General features: G+C 35.5%; 32 protein-coding genes and 1 pseudogene. 8 read left to right on the plus strand and 25 right to left on the minus strand.

Going from position 1 to position 20,545, the window contains the following annotated elements; translation table 11 throughout:
- Nucleotides 1-76: 76 nt before the first annotated feature.
- The 17 genes from FXV78_RS01125 to FXV78_RS01215 form a co-directional block, all read right to left on the minus strand.
- Nucleotides 77-691, minus strand: a complete 615-nt coding sequence (locus FXV78_RS01125) for a hypothetical protein (protein ID WP_226971810.1) — start codon at nt 689-691, stop codon at nt 77-79.
- A gap of 370 nt (nt 692-1,061) precedes the next feature.
- Nucleotides 1,062-1,712 (minus strand): hypothetical protein, encoded by a 651-nt coding sequence (locus FXV78_RS01135; RefSeq protein ID WP_039959494.1) that lies wholly within the window; start codon nt 1,710-1,712, stop codon nt 1,062-1,064.
- Nucleotides 1,713-1,757: 45 nt separating this feature from the next.
- A complete protein-coding gene (locus FXV78_RS01140; RefSeq protein WP_004221639.1) occupies nt 1,758-2,570 on the minus strand; it encodes a DUF5037 domain-containing protein in 813 nt (270 codons plus the stop codon).
- 28 nt (nt 2,571-2,598) lie between these two features.
- Nucleotides 2,599-3,099: a hypothetical protein gene (locus tag FXV78_RS01145; RefSeq protein ID WP_004221637.1), complete on the minus strand. Its 501-nt coding sequence runs from the start codon at nt 3,097-3,099 to the stop codon at nt 2,599-2,601.
- An 83-nt stretch (nt 3,100-3,182) separates the two neighbouring features.
- Entirely contained in the window at nt 3,183-4,223 is a 1,041-nt protein-coding gene (locus FXV78_RS01150; RefSeq protein ID WP_004221635.1) for a hypothetical protein, read from the minus strand.
- 12 nt (nt 4,224-4,235) lie between these two features.
- Nucleotides 4,236-4,979 (minus strand): hypothetical protein, encoded by a 744-nt coding sequence (locus tag FXV78_RS01155; protein ID WP_004221634.1) that lies wholly within the window; start codon nt 4,977-4,979, stop codon nt 4,236-4,238.
- 28 nt (nt 4,980-5,007) lie between these two features.
- A complete protein-coding gene (locus tag FXV78_RS01160; RefSeq protein ID WP_004221631.1) occupies nt 5,008-5,781 on the minus strand; it encodes a hypothetical protein in 774 nt (257 codons plus the stop codon).
- Nucleotides 5,782-5,783: 2 nt separating this feature from the next.
- Nucleotides 5,784-6,350 (minus strand): hypothetical protein, encoded by a 567-nt coding sequence (locus FXV78_RS01165; protein WP_172620989.1) that lies wholly within the window; start codon nt 6,348-6,350, stop codon nt 5,784-5,786.
- A gap of 25 nt (nt 6,351-6,375) precedes the next feature.
- Complete coding sequence (locus FXV78_RS01170; RefSeq protein WP_004221626.1) at nt 6,376-6,942, minus strand: hypothetical protein; 567 nt, start codon at nt 6,940-6,942, stop codon at nt 6,376-6,378.
- Between the two features lie 155 nt (nt 6,943-7,097).
- On the minus strand, nt 7,098-7,562 hold the full coding sequence (locus FXV78_RS01175) for a hypothetical protein (protein ID WP_039959497.1): 465 nt from the start codon (nt 7,560-7,562) through the stop codon (nt 7,098-7,100).
- Nucleotides 7,563-7,617: 55 nt separating this feature from the next.
- A complete protein-coding gene (locus tag FXV78_RS01180; protein ID WP_004221621.1) occupies nt 7,618-8,199 on the minus strand; it encodes a DUF6652 family protein in 582 nt (193 codons plus the stop codon).
- Nucleotides 8,199-8,765 (minus strand): hypothetical protein, encoded by a 567-nt coding sequence (locus tag FXV78_RS01185; RefSeq protein ID WP_004841759.1) that lies wholly within the window; start codon nt 8,763-8,765, stop codon nt 8,199-8,201. The genes FXV78_RS01180 and FXV78_RS01185 overlap by 1 nt, the downstream gene beginning before the upstream one ends.
- Nucleotides 8,766-9,040: 275 nt before the next feature.
- Nucleotides 9,041-9,382 (minus strand): hypothetical protein, encoded by a 342-nt coding sequence (locus FXV78_RS01195; RefSeq protein ID WP_004221615.1) that lies wholly within the window; start codon nt 9,380-9,382, stop codon nt 9,041-9,043.
- 63 nt (nt 9,383-9,445) lie between these two features.
- Complete coding sequence (locus FXV78_RS01200) at nt 9,446-10,183, minus strand: hypothetical protein (protein ID WP_004221614.1); 738 nt, start codon at nt 10,181-10,183, stop codon at nt 9,446-9,448.
- 73 nt (nt 10,184-10,256) lie between these two features.
- Nucleotides 10,257-10,595, minus strand: coding sequence for a hypothetical protein (locus tag FXV78_RS01205; protein ID WP_004221613.1), 339 nt, complete (start codon nt 10,593-10,595; stop codon nt 10,257-10,259).
- Nucleotides 10,596-10,620: 25 nt separating this feature from the next.
- A complete protein-coding gene (locus tag FXV78_RS01210; RefSeq protein WP_004221612.1) occupies nt 10,621-10,950 on the minus strand; it encodes a DUF4274 domain-containing protein in 330 nt (109 codons plus the stop codon).
- Between the two features lie 27 nt (nt 10,951-10,977).
- The gene (locus tag FXV78_RS01215; protein ID WP_172620979.1) at nt 10,978-11,184 is read right to left on the minus strand and encodes a hypothetical protein; all 207 of its coding nucleotides are present in this window, start codon (nt 11,182-11,184) and stop codon (nt 10,978-10,980) included.
- Nucleotides 11,185-11,537: 353 nt separating this feature from the next.
- Between FXV78_RS01215 and FXV78_RS01220 the strand changes: the two genes are divergently transcribed.
- Nucleotides 11,538-11,966, plus strand: coding sequence for an Abi family protein (locus FXV78_RS01220; RefSeq protein WP_233447395.1), 429 nt, complete (start codon nt 11,538-11,540; stop codon nt 11,964-11,966).
- Nucleotides 11,967-11,982: 16 nt separating this feature from the next.
- Here the strand turns inward: FXV78_RS01220 and FXV78_RS01225 are convergent.
- Both FXV78_RS01225 and FXV78_RS01230 read right to left on the minus strand, forming a co-directional pair.
- A protein-coding gene (locus FXV78_RS01225) for an IS3 family transposase (RefSeq protein WP_089438678.1) occupies nt 11,983-13,127 on the minus strand; the annotation gives its coding sequence in 2 pieces (ribosomal slippage) (nt 11,983-12,879 and nt 12,882-13,127; 1,143 coding nt in all).
- A gap of 72 nt (nt 13,128-13,199) precedes the next feature.
- Nucleotides 13,200-13,568 (minus strand): annotated as a pseudogene (locus tag FXV78_RS01230) (YtxH domain-containing protein); the annotation flags it as partial.
- Between the two features lie 59 nt (nt 13,569-13,627).
- Here FXV78_RS01230 and FXV78_RS18750 point away from each other — a divergent pair.
- A complete protein-coding gene (locus FXV78_RS18750) occupies nt 13,628-13,777 on the plus strand; it encodes an IS3 family transposase (protein ID WP_233447402.1) in 150 nt (49 codons plus the stop codon).
- 144 nt (nt 13,778-13,921) lie between these two features.
- Here FXV78_RS18750 and FXV78_RS01240 read toward each other — a convergent pair whose 3' ends face one another.
- Nucleotides 13,922-14,602, minus strand: coding sequence for a hypothetical protein (locus tag FXV78_RS01240; RefSeq protein WP_003021564.1), 681 nt, complete (start codon nt 14,600-14,602; stop codon nt 13,922-13,924).
- A 134-nt stretch (nt 14,603-14,736) separates the two neighbouring features.
- On the opposite strand from FXV78_RS01240, the gene FXV78_RS01245 reads away from it, so the two are divergent.
- Complete coding sequence (locus tag FXV78_RS01245; protein WP_003021562.1) at nt 14,737-14,997, plus strand: helix-turn-helix domain-containing protein; 261 nt, start codon at nt 14,737-14,739, stop codon at nt 14,995-14,997.
- Between the two features lie 27 nt (nt 14,998-15,024).
- Here the strand turns inward: FXV78_RS01245 and FXV78_RS01250 are convergent, their stop codons facing one another.
- Entirely contained in the window at nt 15,025-15,339 is a 315-nt protein-coding gene (locus tag FXV78_RS01250; protein ID WP_003021560.1) for a DUF6050 family protein, read from the minus strand.
- 529 nt (nt 15,340-15,868) lie between these two features.
- A complete protein-coding gene (locus tag FXV78_RS01255) occupies nt 15,869-16,069 on the minus strand; it encodes a hypothetical protein (RefSeq protein WP_004841773.1) in 201 nt (66 codons plus the stop codon).
- 163 nt (nt 16,070-16,232) lie between these two features.
- Here FXV78_RS01255 and FXV78_RS01260 point away from each other — a divergent pair, with 163 nt between their 5' ends.
- Nucleotides 16,233-16,478: a hypothetical protein gene (locus FXV78_RS01260; RefSeq protein WP_004841775.1), complete on the plus strand. Its 246-nt coding sequence runs from the start codon at nt 16,233-16,235 to the stop codon at nt 16,476-16,478.
- Nucleotides 16,479-16,523: 45 nt separating this feature from the next.
- Here the strand turns inward: FXV78_RS01260 and FXV78_RS18410 are convergent, their stop codons facing one another.
- Complete coding sequence (locus FXV78_RS18410; RefSeq protein ID WP_009244828.1) at nt 16,524-16,658, minus strand: hypothetical protein; 135 nt, start codon at nt 16,656-16,658, stop codon at nt 16,524-16,526.
- A 131-nt stretch (nt 16,659-16,789) separates the two neighbouring features.
- Here FXV78_RS18410 and FXV78_RS01265 point away from each other — a divergent pair, with 131 nt between their 5' ends.
- The 4 genes from FXV78_RS01265 (at nt 16,790) to FXV78_RS01280 (ending at nt 19,207) form a co-directional block, all read left to right on the plus strand.
- Nucleotides 16,790-17,314 carry a hypothetical protein gene (locus FXV78_RS01265; RefSeq protein ID WP_004841781.1) on the plus strand — a complete coding sequence of 175 codons (525 nt, stop codon included), beginning with the start codon at nt 16,790-16,792 and terminating at the stop codon, nt 17,312-17,314.
- Nucleotides 17,250-17,531, plus strand: a complete 282-nt coding sequence (locus FXV78_RS01270) for a hypothetical protein (RefSeq protein ID WP_024854290.1) — start codon at nt 17,250-17,252, stop codon at nt 17,529-17,531. Before FXV78_RS01265 ends, FXV78_RS01270 begins: the two co-directional genes overlap by 65 nt.
- Nucleotides 17,532-17,615: 84 nt before the next feature.
- Nucleotides 17,616-18,374: a tRNA pseudouridine synthase A gene (locus FXV78_RS01275; protein WP_004841784.1), complete on the plus strand. Its 759-nt coding sequence runs from the start codon at nt 17,616-17,618 to the stop codon at nt 18,372-18,374.
- Nucleotides 18,374-19,207 (plus strand): putative ABC transporter permease, encoded by an 834-nt coding sequence (locus tag FXV78_RS01280; protein ID WP_004841786.1) that lies wholly within the window; start codon nt 18,374-18,376, stop codon nt 19,205-19,207. The genes FXV78_RS01275 and FXV78_RS01280 overlap by 1 nt, the downstream gene beginning before the upstream one ends.
- A gap of 1 nt (nt 19,208) precedes the next feature.
- Here FXV78_RS01280 and FXV78_RS01285 read toward each other — a convergent pair whose 3' ends face one another.
- Nucleotides 19,209-19,667, minus strand: a complete 459-nt coding sequence (locus FXV78_RS01285; RefSeq protein WP_050785327.1) for a prepilin peptidase — start codon at nt 19,665-19,667, stop codon at nt 19,209-19,211.
- Nucleotides 19,667-20,488, minus strand: a complete 822-nt coding sequence (locus tag FXV78_RS01290) for a PHP domain-containing protein (RefSeq protein WP_009244833.1) — start codon at nt 20,486-20,488, stop codon at nt 19,667-19,669. Before FXV78_RS01290 ends, FXV78_RS01285 begins: the two co-directional genes overlap by 1 nt.
- Nucleotides 20,489-20,545 lie beyond the last annotated feature (57 nt).

Here is a 20,545-nt window from a genome sequence, read left to right on the forward strand (position 1 = left end):
TTCTCAGTTGATTCCTGCATCACACAATCAAGTGAACTCCATCCATCTGTTACAGGAGTATAGATATCTCTAGTTATCAATGAGAAAGTTGGTTTTTACAGTATTCTCTCATAGCACTATTTATAGATATATCACCATTTTTAAAAACACCATCGCCTTTATCTAATAAATAATCTAATGCATCTTGATATTTATGATCATAAATAAATGATAATGCTTTTCTTAATTCGACATGGTATATAGAATTTTCTAAATTATTGTAAAAATCACAGATTGAAGATGATTGAACAGTTTTATAAAAATGTTCTAAATAATTATCTATGATTTCTTCTAATTCACTGATTGTCCATTCTTTTAATTCTGTTTCATTTTTAAACAATTCAGCTCCGCTAACTGTAAATGCACCAATAGTTCTCAAACTTAAAGGTGTTTCTTTGTTGGTTTCCATTTTCAATAAATCCCATAACAAATCATCTAACCACAATGGTTTGATTGTTTCTACGGCAGTACAATAACACTTATCATCTGACTTTACTTTCACATCAATAAGCAAATCGAAAAATAATTCTTTTTTCTTATACCAAATCATAAAGTCTTTTTTCTTAAACTTATATTTTTTAATTTTATCTTTTAATATTTTAGGCAACACTTTTGTTAGTTCCTTATATTTTTGTCGTTCTTCCTTTGTCACTTGAAACACATCCCTTCAAATTCATATTTTTCAATTTTACAAACTGAAAGTTATCCAATCAGTCCATCATTTGATTCAAAATAGTAATAATTTCATTATATTCCTCATCGGCTAATACTTTGACTCATAAGCAGGGATGATCTTCCACAAATCCTGCTTTAAGCATTGTTTCTTGGTCTGGACTATAAATATAATATAACGCAGGTTTATCTTCTCCCATATAACGATATGTGTCGGTATTGCATAAAACTCCTTTGTACCATATTTTCATAGAATATTACCTCTTACCTCAAACTTGTTCCTCTCCACAAAATTCCGATTTATCTATAAAGCATTGTTACAAACTATGAAACTCCTACTTTAACACGCTCTACAAACCGCTTTCTTTCAAAAAGTCTTCTTTATTTATAACCCGTTTATAAAATTCTTGCTTTATTTCTTTTCTTAAAATTCTATTTTGAATTTTTCTCATATTATTAAAATCCAATGTAAACTCTTCGAAAATTCCTTGCAAAGATTTTATGATTTTTTCTGCTTCTTCAATATCAATTATGGCAAATACAATATTTTCTCCATTTTTTGTTGCTATTGATAATTTTTCAAATGATGAATATAAAGATTTGCGTTCTGCTATCAAATCCAAAACTAATTTTCTTGGTATATAAACCTCATCAGCATAAATCCATTTAGAGGAATAATATATTTCAATCTTTCCAGATTTCTTCTCGTCAATAACGACTTTTGAAAACGATTCATTATTAATTCGATCTTTCAATTCTCTAAAAGATAAATATTTTTTTACTACTGTCATACACCTAAAACTTTTTGGTATTAATAGTTTATATAAAAAGTAAAGTAAACAAACAAGCACAACAATGAAAAGAAGTGCGACTCCAAAATCTCTTTGTAATTTATCTGTTCCCATAATACTTTTTTGCAATGAGATTGCAACAATTATAGTACACATAAATATAATTATTGCTAATATAATTCTTTTAAATGTCCATATTCTTTTAATCATTTTAAACCACTCCTTTATACCCACATCAATTAAAACTTGCTTTACTTACTGATATTTTTCTTGTTCTTTTCCCTGCTTTGCGGCCTTGAATATCTCTAAGTTATCATCAAATTTATCTGAACCATATCGCATGATTGTTCCAAAGTATGGCTGACCTTCGATAATATCTTCAAAATTACTACCCTCATCACCAGATGTGAAAATTTCTAATATTTTTTCTGCTTTTTCAAAACTCTTATGGTCTAAATAATAAACATAAAGCAATGCCTGACCACCTAATTTATCACGATAGACTTCTTCATACATTTGATATTCTTCTTCATCAGTTTTTCCTTTCATTGTAGAAGCATCAATATAGACCCAAGCTGAACCTAAAGTTTTATAATCTGAATTACTTTGATTACATAGATCAACATAATTTTTCCATTGTGAAATTTCCTCCACTGGGATGTCTTGCCATTCTTCAGGTATAATAATATCACCTTGAATATAATAGTTCTCAGCTGCCTGCGAAATGGCTTCTTCTATCATAGACTCCATTTGTTTTGCCAAAAGGCGTTGCCCATAACCATCATAAATAATTTCTATTTCTGAGTTTGGTTCTTCGGGATTAAAATAGCTACCCTCAAATGGATGCTTTGGGTCATTTTTTGAAATACAAGTTGCATAGATTGCACCATTGTCTGATGGTAAAAGTTTTGGTTGATTCCAAGACAATACTTCAAATTCTTCACCATATTCTTCTTGTAAATAGGTTTCAATTTTTATTGAAATCTCATTTTCATGCCCACAGCCATTCAATAGCCCTAAACAAAGCACACTTGCTATAATACTCAATACAATTTTTTTATATCGCATATCCGCCACCTCAATGTGATTTTATGATTTAAACGATTCTTTCTAAATAATAATTATCATCTTCCTGTATTTTTATTAAAAACTCTTCTAATGAATCTGCAATCTTAACATATTTTTCATCATCAGCCATCAACAGGGGAATATTGCCCGTATTCTGCATTCCCCAATGATACCCTCTTTTAGAAAGACCGTTTTTTAACATCACTTCCCCCAGATAAGAGCCAAAAATAAGGGACATACTCCACACTTGATTTTCTGTTGGTCTGCTTTCTAATAGATCCTTTGCATAATAATCCAGAATTTCTTCCAGATCCCCTATACTTCTCTCAGAAAAATCAAAATTCTTTTGAAAGCTTTTTGCATACTCAACCGCTGTCATACTATTTTTCTTTGCATTGCTTACAACTCCACTACACTCTTCCTTTGATGTCCGTTTTCCTCTTTTCAATCTGTCCAAAATGCCCATCTTATTACCACTCCCTTTTTCGTTCAGGATTTGCTTCATTATGCTGATTTTGTTTTTTTCCATTCTCCAGTATGTTTCATTGTCTCTTGTAAATTTTGATGCTGTACATTTCTTCCAAAATAAACTCTATCCCTTACAAATTTGTTTTACTTTCTGATACTCTTTCTATTCCTCCCCTGTCTTATAGCCTTGGATGCTTTTTCTTCACCGATTTGATATTTTATTTTATCCTCTTCATCGCCAAATTTCTCCATCAGCAGCATCCGGATTTCGTCTACATGTTCCATTTTTTCATAAAAATCCTTTTTGCCAAACTTACTGTTATTTAGATATTCCCTAGCTATTTCAGTATTTTTTCTATACCACGGAATTCCCGCAACGTTGCCTCCTAAAATTCCTGCTTTTTTCCATAAATACCCATATAGTTCCGTGCTTCTTTCATAATATAGGTCAGACAAAATAATTTCTCCTACTTCTCCATCCACGTACATCAATTTAATTTGTGAATGCATATGATTAGGGGATGTCCTCAATCCAAAATCTATTGCCACCACCATCTTTTTGTGCAACAGCAGTCCACCAATCCAGAACCAATTTCTACTTTCTTTTACGTATGGATAGATGGACATTTCTTTAAATTTCTCTATTCCCTGAAAATCCTCATCCCCCAGCATTTTATTCAGTTCTGTTTTGCTAAGCACATCTCCGATGTGAGGAAGGCAACGATATTTGGGACTTACATACTTTCTCATAGGTGAAAATGTAGCAATTGTAGTGATTATAAAAATGATGTAGCCAAACAATGTCTTAGAATCTGTTTCTTGCTCAGAACAATAAAATATCGTACTTATCAATACTGTAAACAAACAGATATTCCACAACAGAAAAGCAATAAATTTCTTTAATGGATACCACTTTTTCCACTCTATTCGTAATAGCACGTTCTTTGGTTTTCCATACTTTTCTTTGGTTGAGGCATGCTCCTCATGTGGTCTATACAACACTCTGTAAAAGGCATTTCCGAGTATCATAAACAGGATTCCTAGTGTCGATAATAATGATCTCCCTAATATGTATTGATTCCCTAATCCTATACGTATATAAACCCATTGTGAACATATTACTCCAAATATAAGCAACTGCATTCCTACAATAACTAATATCGCTCCTACTTTTCGTTTCACCATACCCCTCCTCTTTCATTCAGGATTTGTTTCATTATGCTGATTTTGTTTTTTCCATTCTTTGTAATTTTTTAGTGTTTCTTGCTGACTTTTGACATCATCCATTTCTTCCAAAATAACTTCTATATCTGGTTTTATGTGTTGGTCAGGCAACGAATAGAAAATAAGATCCTCATCATTTACATATACGGAAATATCAAAATTCAAATCACTTTTTACAATTTCTTGCATGATATCAGAAATCTCTTTTGCGTATTCTTCATCCGTTTTTCTATCATTAAGATATAGATATACTTCTATTTCATACTCTCTTTTTTCCAAGTATTCTTCTATACTTTCCTTACCATTCCATTTTGTGGTAGTTGTATGACCTTGTATTTCAAATTGATAATCTTTTACAAAATCCTTATCCTGAAATAAAGGATCTGCAAGTGATTTTAACTGTTCTGAAAAATAATGGGCGTGATAATCATCTTTAAAATATCCCGTATTTCGTGCATATACGGTAGCTGTTTTAGATGAATTTTCTTTACTGACCACTTCTGCAATCACCCAATTCAAACCGATTTTTTCTTCTTTGTAGGTCTTTACTTTTGTAATAACAAATTCTTCTTTATATTTATCTTTTAATTTCGCTAACACATATTTCTGTGCCTCTTCACTGGAATGAAAATCACAGGAATAACGGTTACAGCCGTTGAGAAGTCCTAAGCAGAACACACTTGTTATCATACCTAATATAAGTTTTTTATATCGCATATGAACCACCTCTATGTGATTGAATTCTTTACTGTTTTCTCTCCTCTATATTTTGTTTTTTGCACCATTTTTTTATATGGTACGGTAATATTTCCATATATATTTTCCTATATTTTTCTGGTTCCTTTATCATTTCTATGAGAAGTTCACGATCATCTAAGTTCATCTCTTCTTTCAATACTTGAAATTGTTTTGAAAAAATATCTGTTACCTCTTCTTCAGATTTTCCTAAAACCTCAGTTGATACAATCCCCAAATTATGCCAGAAATATTTCCTCAGTAAAGATATTTTTTCTACAGATAAATCCGTCTTTAAATCCACCTTAACAATATCCCCGGTCATATAAATAAATACCATAGGTGTCGTTGCTCTTCCTATTAAGCTAGACGTTACTCTTGGATACCCAATAATAAGAAGATTTTTAGCAATCAGTTTCCCTTTTGCACAAATCCAATGTTCACTTAATTTAATATCACAATTCGTAATATTACTGTCTTTCTTCGATATCTTTTCAAATACTTCTCCTTCAAGTAACTTTTCAAGCTCCACTTTTTGTAACTTGGAATTTAAACCAGGAACACAGTGATATGTTGTAAGCACATATTTTTTAATTGGAGAAAAGAATACGACACCCCCTATTCCAAAAAGTATTCCAACCAATAAATTCTTCACATCATTGTCAGAAATAAATATAATGATTCCTGCCACACATAAAAAGCATCCGAACAGCCATATCATTACAAGTAGTATTTTTTTAATGGGATACATTCCTTTCCATTCCAATACTTTAATTGGGTTCATATCTAATCTCCCTTCTTTCTAGTATATGCTTGATATAATTTTGCTCGTAAAACTGGTCTTGTTGCCGCAGCCATAGCGGATAAAGCAATCATGCTGACTAAAAATAGTACCAAAACCATAACCAAATTCGTCAGGTAAAAGATCCACAATATTACCACGGAAATCAAAGTCCATAGATATATGATCATTTTTTGCGTTTTTAAATCCTTTTGCCCTTTCTGCAGCAATTCATCAGATAGGATATACGGCACTTCTACTCCCTCATTTTTTATCTTTTTTGCTATGTCATTTTCAAAAAATAATAAACCAATGTAACCGATACTAAGGCACAAAAAAGCGATAAAATGTTTCAAGCAACTATTTTGAGCCAATACCATATAAACCTTAGCATTTAATAAATATCCCAAATACAACGTAACCAAAATACATAATTGATATTTTAAGGAAAATGAAAATTTTTTCCCTGTTTTATATCGTATTATTTTTTCTTCTTTATTGTCATAATATAAAACAGCGTACTCATTTTCCCTGCATACCTGAATATATCTATTTCGTTCCAAAAAGAACATCTCCCTCTCTGTTTGAAAACTCATTTCAAACATTACTTGTCCGTAAACATTTTTTTACTTTTGCCACTTCCATAAATTCTCCGTAATGGAAAAAGATAACCCCTATTATTCCACCTAATAAAACCAGAAACATCCCAGTAAGATGAGCTGTCTGTATTATAAGAATCATCCCAATAAGAAAAATAAGCAAACCTATAAAGGCAATAAAACCTAACGCCCTTCTGTTCCATTTCCCCAGCGTGTATAGCTTTAATACCTCCTCTTTTTCCATAGGAATTCCCATTGTGTGTTCCTCTATGTATTGGTACTTTTCTATGAATGATTTTTTCACTTTTTTATCAATCAGAACTAATATTCCAATTACCAGAAACAACAGCAGCATCCTACCATTTTTAGGTAATAATACACGTTGAGATACCTGCTCTAAAAGTATTGCTAATATCCCACCTGAGATGAAAACAAATGGAATACCTCTTGTATTTTGTTTTGCATAATATGTTGAAAGACAGATTTTATATACTTTCTGAGATTGTAAATCAAAATAATATTCATCTGTTCTTTTATCATTATTTTTATAACATAATTTTAGCATTCTACTCTCCTAGCACTACCACTTCCTATTATTCAATAACGAGTTTCAATTATAAATCAATGAACAAGATCAAAGGGATAATACCCTGAAAAATTCTTCCTTTTTCAATTTATCACACATCATGAATCACCTTCTTTATGACCAACGGCTGATTTTTAGTTTTTACAAGCCTTTTGAATCATCTGGCAAACTCTCTCTACATTCTCTTTTTGTCCTTGAATATCAGAACCGATTGCATTATTCATAAGGGAGATTTTTAATTTGTTTTTTTCGAAATATACCGTTACAACTTTTCTTCCCGGCAAGAGTCCACCCTTCACTTCTGCTTTTGTGATACATTCCATTGGAATAGATATTCTGTTTTTAATATTACGAACGTCTACAGAGTCAACAACAACAAAATTCAAATGTTGCTCTGTAACACCTATATAACAGTAAGCATTACTTAATGCTCCTAATGCAGCAGCTCCACCTCCTACTATCGCAGAGAGTCCTCCGATTGCTGCATAAGTTTTGGAATCAGCCATTAAAACTCCCCAAAGTTTGCATAGATACTCTTCCTTTTCATTTAAAATAGAGTCTAACATTTCATTTTTATCTTTTTCATTCATTGTGATCATAATCATTCCTCCAAAATATTTTTCACTTGTTATTAAAAATCATCTTTCCTGCAATTTATACAAATGACGCAAACACGTCTAACAGAATCAAAAGAATTATGAGGCACATTCCCCCCAAAACACAGATTGTTGTTTTGACCAAATGCTTTTCCTTTATTGTCAGTATCATCATGGAAAGCACATCAAACGAAAAAAGAAATTGGCATATACCGGACAGAATCGCCACTATTTTTGAGTATTTTCCTTCTTTACACGACTTTATGATATATGCAAGTGCATAGGGAGATGCTCCCAACAAAATTCCATAACCAAAAATCAAAAAGACAATCGTTACAAGTCCAAGCAATGCCATTAACGGTAATGGAAATAATGCCGCAACCGTTACGCCGATCGTAATGCTACCTCCAATCAAATAAAACGGAATCAAGCCATATTTAATAATCAACGTACAGTTTAACAGTGTTTTTCTTGTCCACTTTCTTCCTACGGTTAATACAGTAATCAAATTAACAACTCCCATAATAAACGGTAAAAGAATTGAAAGAATCTTCAATTCCATTACATGATCAAATAAACCGGGTAAAAGAAAAAATGTATAAGATACAATTACATATAAAGTTGGAATTAAATATGCCATTACCTTTCTCCTCTCAGTATTCTACTTGCAATTTTCCATCCCTTTATGGGATGATTTCCTATAAAAGCGATTGTCAGTAAAATTGTCAACAAGCACATCAATGAATTTAAAAAAGCATATACCAAAACGGATGGAACAACCCATATCATTAGGAAATGAGAGGCTGCACATATCCCAACCATGACAAGAATCAGAAAAATGTATGTAAAAAAATATCTGTGATTCTGTTTTGCCATTGCCTGCTTTTCTTTTAGTCCACAGGGATAGATTCTTACATTTTTTTCAATTTTTCTTTTTGCACGTTTTAGCATATATCCAGCGATAAGTACGCCTAATGCAACTCCGATCCCCACAGAAATCCAATACAACAGATTTGCATCAAAAGAAATTGGCTTTTCTATTTTCCTTACAAACGCATATATCACAAGTGAAATTCCAGCAATGATTCCAACAGAAAGCCCGTTCCCACCTTTGCTTTGCTCAAGAATGAACATTTCTCCGGTCTGTTCCTCATAATAATAACTGTTCATTGACTTTGATTCTGTGTAAATCCGTATATATTTCATCAAAATAGCACTCCTTTTCTTTGTCGATAATTTATAATAGAATTATATATTATCAGATATTTCTTGTATATATTTTTTTTACACATGACATCATAAAAATTTTTATGCAAAAAGCAGCCTGATCAACAACCAGACTGCCTATCCATTTATTCAAATTTTGTCTACATAATTTATACGCTTTTTCAGATTTAATGTTTAGCAACGCTAGGAATATTGGATTGTACATTAGTCCTACAACATTTATGAGACCATTATATGTGGAGACATAATTAAATTTATAACCAACCATATGCCTGCAAATATTTATCTGGTATTCGTAATCTTATCTGCTCATCTACATTTTTCCAAAATGCAGCAAAATCACAATCATTATCCCACTCTCTATCATTTGGTAACGCAATAGCATCATCTCCACACACTATATTACATCCAAAATGCCCTCTATCATAATTGAATACAAGCACAAAATAATTATATATCGTACATTTTATACTAAACATTTTATATGGCTCATCTGTAAGATTAAAAAGAGTTATATTATTTATCTTTTCATTAAATGTTTCCTTGGCTGTTCTAATTATATCTCTTGCTATTTCATTTGATTTATTTCTCTGCATACCAAAATCCTCCTTCTTCTCTTAAATACAAATAATCACCATTTTTTTTAAATATTTCCACTCTTAATCTTTTGCATTATTTTGATTTTGTTTTTTCCACTCTTTGTAATCTTCTTTTGTTTCTTGTAAACTTCTCACATCTTCCATTTTTTCTAAAATCACTTCTACATCTGGTTGACTGTGCTGTTCTGGTAGAGAATAGAAAATAATGTTATCATCATTTGTATATACTGAAATATTTAAAACCAAATTACTTTCTACAATTTCCTGCATGATATGGGAAATTTCTTCTGCATATTCCTCGTCTGTTTTTCCATCATTAAGATATATGCTTGTTTCTATTTCATATTCTCTTTTTTTCAGATATTCTTCTACACTTTCCTTACCATTCCATTCTGTCGTTGTTGTATGCCCTTGTACTTCAAGTTGATAATTTCTTATGAAAGGCTTATCTTGAAATAAAGGAGTTGCAAGTTCTTCTATTTCATCAGAATAGTAATAAACATGATAACCATCCTTAAAAAGACCAGTATTTCGTGCATATACAGTAGAAGTTTGAGAAGAATTTTCTTTACTAGAAACTTCTACGCTAATCCAATTCAATCCAATTTTTTCTTCTTTGTACTTCTTCACTTCTTTAATGGTAAATTCTTCATTGTATTTGTCCTTTAATTTTGCTAATACATATTTTTGTGCTTCTTCACTTGAATTAAAATCATGAGAATAACCACCACAACCACTTAACAGCCCTAAACCAAGCACACTTGCTATAATACTCAATACAATTTTTTTATATCGCATAATTGCCACCTCAATGTGATTTTATGATTTAACATAGTTCTATAAACTGGTAGTTGTAGTTTAAATTTTATTTTCAAATTATGGACTGTTCAATAAATGCTTTTACTGCATATACATCTTTTAATTCTTCATATCGAGGAAATCCATCAGAATTATACTTTGAGTAAGTCAAATGAAAAATATAGTAGATGTCCGCATTCCTTCCGTTGTCAGTAACATATAACACATCATCATTAGATTCACACTTTGCTACTGCCCAAATTCTTTTGTCATATAAGAAGTGATCTTCCCCAATTTCATTTTTCAATTCAGTAACAAACATTCCATCAGCCTGTGTTAACGGAAGCATATACCAGTTAAAATCTTCACCATATTTATCATATAAATCACTAAAAACTTCTTCTATTGTCATTATCAATTCTACCTTAAATTCTAAGTTATAAGTCAGTCAAAAAAATTTTTGAAATACCTTTTTTCTGAAGTTTGTATTTTTGAACTTGGGATAATGGAATTTCAAATGCTGTGCTTGTCTTTGGAAATTTATTGTTCAATATATCATCATAGAGAACGGTAATAAATTTCCTCCATTCTTTTAAGTCAGTTGTCTTTGTTGAATCGTCTAAGAAAGCATAACCATCACTTAAATAAAATATCTCTAATGCTAGTGCTAAATCACAACTGGGGGCAGCAAGTATTTGTTTTGGAATTTCAAATCCGTCATCCCAGTTGTATTCATTTAGCTTACTTCTCAAATCATTATATACCATTTTTATATCTCCCAAATTCAAAGTTGTCTATTCATTTTTCGTAACAGCATCAACGATTTCTTGATATTCTTCATCTGTTAATACTTTCGCCCATAATCCATAGTGAACTTCATCAAATTCTTCATAAAATATAGGATCATTCGACTGGGTAATAGGAAATAATGCATGTCTATCTTCGCCCATCACACGATAGGGGGCAAGATTGCATAAAAAGCCTTTGTAATATATTTTCACTTCATATTCCTCCACATACAATTTGGATTTGTTTTATAATATTATACTTTATCCACATAAAGAATGGAAGAATTTTTCTTGCTCCGCAGCCTAATAGAACGCTATTTTTTTATACTTATAGTCCCCTTCATTCATTTCTCTGATGTATTATTTACCCAGTCAATACATATACTACCCTAGAACCTTATAATCCTTTGTAAATCTCCTGTGGAAGATTCCTTCGGAAACAGTTGACATTTTTACATTGGTTTGTTATATTAGGTTCAGTGATCGTGTTGCGGAAACTTGCGAAGCCCGTAACCGGGGGAGAGCCTGCGGGTCTCTCCCTCTTTTGCTATATAGAGGTGAATACTATGACGAAAAAAACATTTGCCAGCTTTGAGCAGCAAATACAACATTTAGAGGACAAAGTAATCATCATATCTGATCGAGCTTATGCAGAAGCCATGCTCAAGCAAATCGGATATTTCCCTTTGATTGGTGGGTACAAGCACTTATTCCGAGTTCCTTTTACCAAAACATATAAAATAGGAACAACATTCGAGGAAATTGTTGCCTTATATGAATTTGACTCTGATTTACGAGATTTATTTTTTAAATATTTACTCCAGATCGAACGTAACCTCCGTTCGCTTATGTCCTATTATTTTACAGAAAAGTATGGGGAATCACAGGACGCCTATCTGGATAGTTCAAACTATAATACGAACCGACGCAATCAAAAAGTAGTAGCTCGATTGATTTCCACCCTAAAGTATTGTAGTGGTCAAGCATTTTTGTAACACTTTGTTCGAAAATTCACCCGGCATATCGAGCTTCAAATGGTGTTTTCCAATCATTGTAGGAATGAGGACGGACATGATTGTACCATACGTACACATATCGGTTTAGTGCTTCATCTAAGCTGGCTGCATCATAAAAATGATTAGGATATATCAGTTCATTTTTTAGTGTGTTATAAAAGCGCTCCATCGGTGCGTTATCATAAGGACAGCCTGCCTTACTCATACTCTGACAAATCCCCCTGCTTTCACAATAATTGATAAACCCCCATGATGTAAACTGGCAGCCTTGATCGCTATGTAAAATCAATCCTTTTTCAGGCTTTTCTTCCATCAGTGCCTTCTCTAAAGTTGCTTTTGCCAATTCCGTATTGATATAATCCGAATTTAAAGTGGCAACTATACTACGGTCATATAAATCAAGAATAGAGCAGTTATAACGCATTTTTCCATTCCTCATACGGATATAGGTGAAATCTGTACACCATATCCGGTTTGGCTCCGTACAATGGAAATCCTGCTTTAGGAGGTTTGGGAAAATCTTATTTTTTGTTCCATGGACATATGCCGGCTTCTTTCTCATGATCCTTGCATGAAGTCCCAGAATTTGGTTCATATATTTATGGACGGTAGTCTTACTTAGAGAAATCTCCTGCCTTTTCAAAAAGATCCTCATGGGTCTATGTCCTAAAATTCGGTTGTTATTATAATAAATGGTTTTAATTTGTTCAAAAACTTGTTGCCGATGCTGCAGAAAAGATTTCTTCCGGTTTTTCCGGTAATTATAATAAGCATTGGGATAAATATGGAAATGCTTTAATAACCAGCGTAACCCAAAGAAATCCTTATGTTCATCAATAAATCGATAAGCCTCTAATCGATTTCCTTTGCAAAGAATGCCGCCGCTTTTTTTAAGAAAAGATTTTCCTTTTCCAGTTCCTGGATACGCTTATGAAGCTCGTGTATTTCCTTTGCATTTTCTGAAAAAGAGGGAGAGGTTTGTGGCTTTGTAGACTGGCATTCTTCGCTGTATTTTTTTACCCATCCTACAAGGGTGGATTTTGCAACCTGATATTCTTTTGAAAGTTTTGGATAGCTGGTACCTTTTAAATATTCCTGTACCATCTGCTTTTTAAATTCTTCGCTGTACTTTTTGGTCATGGTGGTTTCTCCTTGTTCGTTTTATTCTATTTTATCCGAACGGAATGTTACAACTTTAGTATACCACAACACACGCTTGAAGTCGGACACGCTGGACTTTGCCTTTTCCTTTGCAGAATACACCGCATAAGCGGTCTGAGTCGGCATATCCTTGATATTTTCTTTGACAGCGTTTGCCTTGTCTTTCACTTTATTTTTCGTATCTAAGACAGCACCCACCTTTGAGCCTGCACGCTGTCCCATGCTGGAAGTGGTATTGCCCCGATTTTCTTTAGAAGCCGTATTTTTTCTTTCGGCTCTCTTGCCAGCAACGGCACTTCCAGCCACCGCACCAGCCACACCGCCCGAAATACCGCCAGCACTTACCGCCCTTGCAATACGATGTTCCATACGTCTAGCCCTATGTCGCATAAACAGATACGGTCTGCGGAAAATTCTTCGTAGCTCATTGCACAGATAATGGTCCGATGAAAGGCTTTTGGGGAATCCTAAAACGAGAAATGTACTACAAACAAAAGTTTCATACTAGAGAAGAATTAGTTCAGGCAATTACGGAATATATGAATTATTATACAAATGATCGTCCGCAGCGTGGACTTGGAATCTTAACACCGATGGAATTTTACGAAAAACAATTATTAGTAGCATAAAAATGTTGCCCGGCATATACTGGGCAACACAAAAACTTTATATTTTTTTATTTGTCTACTTGACGGGTAGCACACCAAACCATATAATGGGAGATATTTATTTAGAAAATTATAGTTCATTTCTTCATATCACTGAAAGTATCCTTAAATCCGTTCTGGCACATAAAATGCTTCAACCCTAATTTCATTTTCTTCATGTTCCATATTTATCCAATAATCTCTTACCATACATCCTGCATGATAATCTTGCAAAGAGTATATTTCTAAAGTCTGAAAATCGACTATACAAAGTGGTATTACTTTCTTTTCTTCGTATTCCCATTTTGAATATCTCAAGCTCTCTGTAATCTTATCTAAACATTTCTGACACAAATGCTCCGCCAAAAAATTCATATCCAACTTATAAGTATCTGGAAGCATTATTTCCGCATTTGCCATTCCCCGGCTTGGTGATCCACCAGTCGAATAGAATGTACCTCCTGTATTGGTATATGTAATCTGTGAACCTTTAGAATCCTTATAGCTATCTAATCTCAATTCCACTATATACCAATCCAACAAAGATATAATTCCAATATCATCCGATCCCTGAAATACCCCCATTAGACTTTCATTGTTTAAACCGCATAAATAACATGTACTAATATCTTTCAGTTCGGACTTTTCTCCCTCAAAAGATATCTCTACTCTCTTTTGGCTGTGCAGCCATTTCTCTCTAATCTTTTCTTTCTGCCCTGCCATAGTAATTAAGGTAATAAACAATAAAACCATTACCCAAAATACCCACTTTTTAATTCGATAGCATCCCTGTCCATTCAATTTCATATTCCAACACCTTTCAATAAATATCTTTTTACTATTCCACTAAGTGGACTCATTCTAGTCCCATTGTATCATTTTCACCCGTTATGATAAAGATAAAAAAGGACTAATATGAGTCCAGATATAAGAGGGTAATTATGGAACAAAAAATCAAACAAACAGATATCTTTATTGGAAAGAACATACGAAAAATCAGATTATCCAAAGGTATCCATCAAACCGAACTTGTCCGTATGCTTCAGTTACAGAATATAAATATCACAAGAGAATCTCTTGTTAAAATCGAACGTGGAATTCAACACATCACAGCTTCGCAACTTCGTGGTATTCGGGATTGTCTGAATACTACTTACGATGAATTGTTAGAACCTGATGAAACAGAAAAAGCAAGTATGTAGCACTCTTCTCATACTTGCTTTTTTCTGTTACCAAACCCGCTCTACCATTACAGTAAAAACATCATATAGTAATCTTAAAATATATCCTATCACAACAAAACCACCCATGATGCACCCAATAATTATATTCATAGTCCATACACCAACAGTACCACCAATATCTAAATTTTTAGGTATCAACCATAAATGAATTTTATATATGCCAAACGGAAAACCAATTAGTAACCACATTTTGAATATATCAATCTGTCCTTCTTCTATGTAAAAATAGTGCATTAGCCATCCCCACAAGAATATAAACACAGCTCGTACTATTGATTTTCTTAATCTTTCCTTCATCATATACACCCCACTCCTCCCAATACCAGCAAATCACTTTTAATAATACCAAACTCCATGTACTTAAAGCATAAAACCTTTAATCATAATATCTCTTTCTTCCGGGCGGAAAGAAAATCAGTATTATAAAATCAACCAGCAAATTTATACTCTAACCACCTTGAGTTATATTATTGCAAACCTCCTTTTCACCACTATATTTTGACTCTGATACCGGTACTCATCATCAAAATTATCATAGTGTTTCTCATTTTTTCGTAGGACAAAAGTCAGCGAAACCCTTGTATTTACTGGGTTCTTTCTAACTTAGCATTATAATAACTCATTCCCCGGTATCTAAAACCGCGACGCAGATTCCCTGCCCCAAAGCACTTTCTCTTTGGATCTCTTCACACCAGTATCCAATGATCTGCTTTGCCTGTTTCATTTATGAACATTCCTTTTTTATCAGAATATTCACTTCTTCTGCCGGATGTGTTTATACCATGATGTGTGCCTTTCCTCCCGCAGTCTTCCCATCCATACGCAGGTCTTATCGTACACTTTCTCGCAAAAGAACTGTACTGCTCCATATTGTAGCTTGCCGGCAGAAAACCTGCATGTACTGTGGAATCAACTGTTCACACTCACGGATGCGTCCGCTTTGTACATATTCTCTGATCTGTCTGCAAAACTGCTCCAGTTCTCTATTCTGTTCTTTCTCTATTTTTTTATCCATTTTTATGATCTTCATAACCCATCTTCTCCTTCCCTTTTCTAAAAAATAGCACAGGCCAAGTAAAATAAGTATTAAGACCAATTCAACTCCTGTAAAAAATTTATTAAAACAATTTTCTCACACATTTCCCCTATCCACATATTATAGAACTGTAAACAACATTATTGGAGGATTTAAAATGAGTGAATTAAGTGCAACAAACTGCGGATGTGGATGCGAATCAAACTTTGGCGGGAACTCCTGTATCTGGATCATTCTCCTGCTTCTGTGCTGTGGCGGATGTGGCAATGGATGGAGCAACGGTAACGGATGCGGCAATGACAGCTGTCTGTGGATCATCCTTCTTCTGATCTTCTGCGGAGGATGCGGCAATGGATTCGGAAACAACGGATGTGGATGCAGCAATAACGGATGCGGATGCTAATCTGCCTTTGAACGCAAAACTCCCCGGCAATCTGCCGGGGAATTTTTAATGCCCGGCTTTTTCCGACCGGATCTTTTCTCTGTCTTTCTTTTCCTTCTCTTTGTCCAACCTGTTTTTCAACATGCAGTTTTCATCAATCTCGTATACCGCATTTCCGTCAATGATCAGTTTTCGTTTCATAAAAATCCTCTTTTCTTTTTTCTTCCTTTCTTTATAGTATGATACCAACTAAAAAAAGTCATTCAGGTTTTCATTCATTTTCGTGTACTTTTCCACATATATATTTACAACGCTACATACCGGGAGGATTTATGGAAAAGAATCCAAAACACTTTCTGACACCTTTTGATGAACTGACTACTTCCAGACAATTACAGACGATCAAACTTTTGCTGCCCTATCTTCCAACAAACGGCCAACGGATGCTGGGGATCTTCATCCGCCTGAATGAATTGCAGAATGCCATTCATCTCTTTCGGGGATTTCCGGTTTCCCCTCCTTCTGACTCTCTTTCTCCATCCCGGATTTTAAGTGACCTCTCACCCTATCTTTCCGAAGAAGAATCACAGCAGATGGCGCAGGTAAACCAGCTTCTGCAGATGATGGAGCTTTTTCAGAATATGCCGGCAGACAATCCTACCGGTTTTTCTCCTGATCTGCTGATGGGAATGTTGAATCCGGAACAAAAAGAAATGTTTCAGACATATGATGCCATGTTTTCCGATACAATGAATCAAATGGATTTTACAACTTCTAAAGGAGGTACTTCACATGAACGAATGGATGAATCATCCAAAAATGCAGAACATGGATCCAATCAAACTGGAACTGATTAAAATGGCCGCTGCACAAACTGCCGGAAAATCCGGAAAAGACCTCGCGCCCATCTTGTTCGCACTGATCACCAATGCGGGAAAGCATAATATTCAGTTCTCGCCGGAAGAAATCACTCTGATTCTGGATCTTCTGAAAGAAGGAAAATCAGATGCCGAAAAAGCACAGATCGACCGCACCGTCAATATGGCTGCGTCCATGTTAAAGAAGAAGGCATAAAACCTTCTTCTTTTCATTTCATTGCATTCTGTCTCGTCTTCCTGTACAATATTGAACTAGAATCAAATATTCAGGAGGATTTCTATGCAGACTCTCATGCTTACAGTTGAATATGACGGCACCCGGTATGCAGGCTGGAAGGCCGCTCCCAAAAAAGAAAATCTTGATACGGTCTTGGGGAGAATCCATACTGCTCTTGCCAGGCTGCTCAAAGAGGACATACAGTTATTCTGTGCCGCAAAAACAGACCCTGGTGTTCATGCAAGAGGGCAGATTCTCAGCTTTCAGACCACTTCTTCCCTGTTGCCTTCTGCTCTAAAGAGCAGTCTGAATCAGGTGCTGCCTCAGGATATCGCCGTTTTAGATGCCAGACAGGTTTCCGAACGTTTTCATGCAGAATTACTCCCCAAACACTGTATCTGGGAGCTTTGTATCAAAACCGGTCCGACTCCTGATGTTTTCCGTCAGAAGTATACTTTATTTCTCCCCGACTTGCCGGATCCCCTGCGAATGCAGGAAGCATTTTCTTTTTTGAAAGGCAGGCATGATGTCCGTTGCTTTTCTCCTGTCAAAAAGAAAAAAGCAATCATGAGAGAACTCTATTCTCTCCGGATTGAGCATTCCGATGACGAAATGCAGCTTTTCCTGGAAGGCAGTGATTTTCTGCCATTCATGCCCGCAACACTCATGCAGCTGCTGCTTGATATCGGAACGGGCACACTGGATGCCTGCTGTATTCCTTCGATCTTTGCAGGAGAACATTCTTATTCCGGGCATGCTCCTGCCCATGCACTGTATCTTCATGATATTGTTTATATTTCAGATAGAAAGGATGATTTTTAATGTCGATTTACTATAGTATCCTCTACTTTTTTGTATATGGCTTTCTGGGATGGTGTACAGAAGTCATATTTGCAGCTTTTAAACAGCATCGTTTTGTAAACCGCGGATTTTTAAACGGACCGATCTGCCCGATCTACGGGGTTGGCGTTACACTGGTCATCGCATGCCTGGAAGCTTTCCAGTCCAACCTGTTACTTTTGTACATTTCTTCTGTCATACTGGTAACTGTTTTAGAGGGCGTAACCGGATGGGCAATGGACAAGCTGTTCCACAACAAATGGTGGGATTATTCCAAACTGCCTTTCAATATCGGAGGGTATGTCTGCCTTTTATTTTCCTTGATCTGGGGCGTTGCATGCGTTTTCATCGTATATTTTGTCCACCCGCTGATCCATCAGGTGTTATCCCTGATTCCGCACACAGCCGGAATTGCTTTGATTGCAATCCTTGGCATTGCTCTGCTTTCTGATATAATTGTAACCACTTCTGCAATCGTGAAGTTCAATCAATATCTGGAACGGCTGAAGCATATCACCGACGAATTACACGCAATTTCCAATCAGATCGGATCCGAGCTTTATCAGAATGTAATGCACGTGCTGGATATGCAGGAAAGTTCCAGACAAAAACTGGATGATGTCAAACTGGAAGTATCCGAAGAAATCCGGATGCAGATTGTAGAATTAAAAACAAGAGCCCAGAATCTGGGAGAAAAGGTTCCAAAACCGGCACGCCGTCTCTTAAAGGCATTCCCGAAACTGGAATCCAGAAATTACAAAGCACAGCTGGAATTGTTCCGGCAAAAACTGGAACAGCACCTTGGCAGACATTAATCTATCCTGATAAAAACCACGCAGCCCATGCGTCTCCAAACACCATGGCTGCTGTCATACCCATACATAAAAACGGGCCGAAGGCGAATGCTGTCTTTTGCCCGTTTCTTTTTTCTGCCAGAAGCCGGATACAATAAATCCCTGCCAGTAGGATTGCTGCCGCACTTCCCATAACGACCAGCTTCACTCCGATTGCCACCCCGACAGCTGCAACAAACTTGATATCACCGCCGCCAAAGCTTCCCGGAACAAAAAACAAAAGGCATGCCATCGGGACACTTACCGCAAACATCCCTAGTATCCTCTCCTGCCAGGAAACCGAAGGATCCACCAGTGCCAGCAGTACTGCCACCAGAAGAATCCCTGCATTCCATCTGTCCGGAATCTTATGCGTCCGCCAGTCAGAAATGGAAATCACGACAAAGATAAAAATCAGTATCGACTTTAACAGCATCGTCATCATGATTTTCCCGTGTAGTACAACTCGATCGGATCAATCGGATCAATCGGATGTTCTTCCTCCATTTTAACCTTCCGCCCTCTTCGTTTTATAAGCTCGCCGCCTTTATTATAAAGCCAGAATGAATACACCAGAACTTTATTCACCTTTCCGATCCTGTCCTTTGTTGTCTTTTCATACTGTACGCCACCCACTTCAAAAGGAACTTTCTTGTGGATCATAGAGATCAGCTCTGTCTCACACGTCACAGGCTCCGGCAGAATCGTATAAGCACGTCCCACACACCCGGTCTTGTGAGAATCACTTCCACCGGTCGTCACCTTTTTATATTTTGCCGCCAGCCTTGCCGCCCCTGTATTTGATACTACAGATTCACAGCAGTTATAAGCTTCAATAAAATCAAACCGTTTCATGATTTCCGGCGACTGATAAAATTTCTTTGTATTAGCGATACTCATATACTTTTCTCCGCACGGATGTGCCGGTCCAAGCACACCTCCGTTTCGATGCACCAGATCGATCAGCAGCGATACCGGCATTCCCCGCATCTCTAAAAGCCGCATCTTCACGCCTTCCGGCATGATCACCAGAATGTGCCCTGCATCTCTTGTATCATATTCGATCCCTTTTAATACCACAAAATCAGTGTGAACCTTTCCTTTCATGTGGTTTTTCCAGTATCGATATCCGTTGTATGTGTTATGGTCTGTGATCACCATTCCCTGAAATCCCTTCTTTTTAAGGAGTGTGATGTAATCCTCCAGACTCACCTTACTGTCAATCGATCCCTCTTTCACATGGCAATGCATATCAATTTTCATAGATAAGCCTCCTTTTTGTCTCTGCATTTTACTTACGCACAGGCTTTCGTCTCTTTT

Origin of the sequence: Mediterraneibacter gnavus ATCC 29149 (assembly GCF_008121495.1) — a bacterium.
GTDB lineage: Bacteria > Bacillota > Clostridia > Lachnospirales > Lachnospiraceae > Mediterraneibacter > Mediterraneibacter gnavus.

Coding starts and splice junctions, on each gene's coding strand:
- FXV78_RS01135 (WP_039959494.1), bottom strand. CDS start 1,712: ATGATTAAAAGAATATGGACATTTAAAAGAATTATATTAGCAATAATT.
- FXV78_RS01140 (WP_004221639.1), bottom strand. CDS start 2,570: ATGCGATATAAAAAAATTGTATTGAGTATTATAGCAAGTGTGCTTTGT.
- FXV78_RS01145 (WP_004221637.1), bottom strand. CDS start 3,099: ATGGAAAAAAACAAAATCAGCATAATGAAGCAAATCCTGAACGAAAAA.
- FXV78_RS01150 (WP_004221635.1), bottom strand. CDS start 4,223: ATGGTGAAACGAAAAGTAGGAGCGATATTAGTTATTGTAGGAATGCAG.
- FXV78_RS01155 (WP_004221634.1), bottom strand. CDS start 4,979: ATGCGATATAAAAAACTTATATTAGGTATGATAACAAGTGTGTTCTGC.
- FXV78_RS01160 (WP_004221631.1), bottom strand. CDS start 5,781: ATGAACCCAATTAAAGTATTGGAATGGAAAGGAATGTATCCCATTAAA.
- FXV78_RS01165 (WP_172620989.1), bottom strand. CDS start 6,350: ATGTTCTTTTTGGAACGAAATAGATATATTCAGGTATGCAGGGAAAAT.
- FXV78_RS01170 (WP_004221626.1), bottom strand. CDS start 6,942: ATGCTAAAATTATGTTATAAAAATAATGATAAAAGAACAGATGAATAT.
- FXV78_RS01175 (WP_039959497.1), bottom strand. CDS start 7,562: ATGATCACAATGAATGAAAAAGATAAAAATGAAATGTTAGACTCTATT.
- FXV78_RS01180 (WP_004221621.1), bottom strand. CDS start 8,199: ATGGCATATTTAATTCCAACTTTATATGTAATTGTATCTTATACATTT.
- FXV78_RS01185 (WP_004841759.1), bottom strand. CDS start 8,765: ATGAAATATATACGGATTTACACAGAATCAAAGTCAATGAACAGTTAT.
- FXV78_RS01195 (WP_004221615.1), bottom strand. CDS start 9,382: ATGCAGAGAAATAAATCAAATGAAATAGCAAGAGATATAATTAGAACA.
- FXV78_RS01200 (WP_004221614.1), bottom strand. CDS start 10,183: ATGCGATATAAAAAAATTGTATTGAGTATTATAGCAAGTGTGCTTGGT.
- FXV78_RS01205 (WP_004221613.1), bottom strand. CDS start 10,595: ATGACAATAGAAGAAGTTTTTAGTGATTTATATGATAAATATGGTGAA.
- FXV78_RS01210 (WP_004221612.1), bottom strand. CDS start 10,950: ATGGTATATAATGATTTGAGAAGTAAGCTAAATGAATACAACTGGGAT.
- FXV78_RS01220 (WP_233447395.1), top strand. CDS start 11,538: ATGACGAAAAAAACATTTGCCAGCTTTGAGCAGCAAATACAACATTTA.
- FXV78_RS18750 (WP_233447402.1), top strand. CDS start 13,628: ATGTACTACAAACAAAAGTTTCATACTAGAGAAGAATTAGTTCAGGCA.
- FXV78_RS01240 (WP_003021564.1), bottom strand. CDS start 14,602: ATGAAATTGAATGGACAGGGATGCTATCGAATTAAAAAGTGGGTATTT.
- FXV78_RS01245 (WP_003021562.1), top strand. CDS start 14,737: ATGGAACAAAAAATCAAACAAACAGATATCTTTATTGGAAAGAACATA.
- FXV78_RS01250 (WP_003021560.1), bottom strand. CDS start 15,339: ATGATGAAGGAAAGATTAAGAAAATCAATAGTACGAGCTGTGTTTATA.
- FXV78_RS01255 (WP_004841773.1), bottom strand. CDS start 16,069: ATGAAGATCATAAAAATGGATAAAAAAATAGAGAAAGAACAGAATAGA.
- FXV78_RS01260 (WP_004841775.1), top strand. CDS start 16,233: ATGAGTGAATTAAGTGCAACAAACTGCGGATGTGGATGCGAATCAAAC.
- FXV78_RS18410 (WP_009244828.1), bottom strand. CDS start 16,658: ATGAAACGAAAACTGATCATTGACGGAAATGCGGTATACGAGATTGAT.
- FXV78_RS01265 (WP_004841781.1), top strand. CDS start 16,790: ATGGAAAAGAATCCAAAACACTTTCTGACACCTTTTGATGAACTGACT.
- FXV78_RS01270 (WP_024854290.1), top strand. CDS start 17,250: ATGAACGAATGGATGAATCATCCAAAAATGCAGAACATGGATCCAATC.
- FXV78_RS01275 (WP_004841784.1), top strand. CDS start 17,616: ATGCAGACTCTCATGCTTACAGTTGAATATGACGGCACCCGGTATGCA.
- FXV78_RS01280 (WP_004841786.1), top strand. CDS start 18,374: ATGTCGATTTACTATAGTATCCTCTACTTTTTTGTATATGGCTTTCTG.
- FXV78_RS01285 (WP_050785327.1), bottom strand. CDS start 19,667: ATGACGATGCTGTTAAAGTCGATACTGATTTTTATCTTTGTCGTGATT.
- FXV78_RS01290 (WP_009244833.1), bottom strand. CDS start 20,488: ATGAAAATTGATATGCATTGCCATGTGAAAGAGGGATCGATTGACAGT.